The organism is Xaviernesmea oryzae (genome assembly GCF_900109605.1).
Classification (GTDB): domain Bacteria; phylum Pseudomonadota; class Alphaproteobacteria; order Rhizobiales; family Rhizobiaceae; genus Xaviernesmea; species Xaviernesmea oryzae.
The window spans coordinates 1-1,200 of record NZ_FOAM01000051.1 but is presented as its reverse complement, the minus strand read 5'-3'; the positions used below and the strand labels follow the sequence as shown (position 1 = coordinate 1,200).

Annotated in this window: 2 protein-coding genes; both read right to left on the bottom strand. The window is 61.4% G+C overall.

Annotation, left to right across the window (positions count from 1 at the left end; genetic code table 11):
* Window positions 1–796 (bottom strand): IS66 family transposase (tnpC, locus tag BMX61_RS24170; RefSeq protein WP_139199017.1); only part of this gene is annotated, 796 nt, incomplete at its 3' end.
* A gap of 66 nt (window positions 797–862) precedes the next feature.
* Window positions 863–1,200: IS66 family insertion sequence element accessory protein TnpB (gene tnpB, locus BMX61_RS24165; protein ID WP_210186316.1), on the bottom strand; the 338-nt coding region annotated here is incomplete at its 5' end.

Sequence of the window (1,200 nt, the reverse complement as noted above, 5' to 3'; positions counted from 1 at the left end):
TCCCCTTGCCTGGTTCCAGCACCGGGACGGGCGTGTCGTCACCATGAAGGCGATGGCCTGCGAACACACGGTCCCGAAGCTTCGCCAGCACCGGCTCCAGCAATTTGCTGGCCTTACCGATCCAGTCGGCCATGGTCGAGCGGGACAGATCGACGCCTTCCCGCGCATAAATCTCGGATTGGCGATAAAGAGGCAGGTGATCGCAATATTTGGCGATCAGCACATGGGCGACCAGACCCGGTCCCGGCTTGCCGCGTTCGATGGGCAACGACGGCATCTCGGCCTTAATCTGCGTATCGCAGCCCTTGCAGGTGAAGCGGGGCTGAACATGGCGCACGATACGGAACGAGGCCGGGACATAGTCGAGAACCTCGCTGACGCTTTCGCCTGCACGGATGAAGTCGGAGCCGCCACAGACTGGGCATGCGCAAGTTGCCTGGTGCGTCACGTCATGGCGTGGCAGATGATCGGGCAATGGCTGGCGGCTCGGCTTGGCCTTTGCCGGGTCGGCAGTCGACGACGATGCCAGGACCCCAGAGACTGCCATGGCTTCTGCCTCGGCCGCCTCGATATCTTCCAGCGCCAGTTCGAGCTGTTCGATGGCGCGGTCCATCTTCTCGGAGGAGGAGCCGAACCGTGCCCGTTTGAGAACCGCAAGCTGCGCCTTCAACGTGTCGATCAGCGTGTCGCAGGATTGAAGCTTCCGAGCCTGTTCAGCCAGTTGATCTGCCTGCGCGGCGATAATGGCTCGCAACGCATCGACATCGTCAGGCAGGATCGAAGGGCTCGTTTCCATGCCAAATCCTATAGCTGATTTGCCCTTGGATTGCCACTTATCTATCTGTAAAGATTGGCATCTATCTTACGCAACCCGTGTCGGCGCGGAGGTCCAGGCAGGACGCCGCCAGTCGATGCCTTCCCACAACATCGACAACTGCGCCGCCGTCAGCCGGGCCGTGCCATCTGTCGCAGACGGCCAGGGAAAGCGACCCTTCTCAAGGACCTTGTAGTAGAGGCAGAACCCCTGGCCATCCCAGAACAGCAGCTTGATGCGATCACCACGACGGCCCCGGAATGCGAAGACCGATCCCGACGCGGGCTTCTGGCGAAGTGACGACTGCACCAGCGCCATCAGGCCATCGATCCCCTTGCGCATATCCGTCACACCGCAGGCGAGATAGACGCGCACATTTGCGCCGG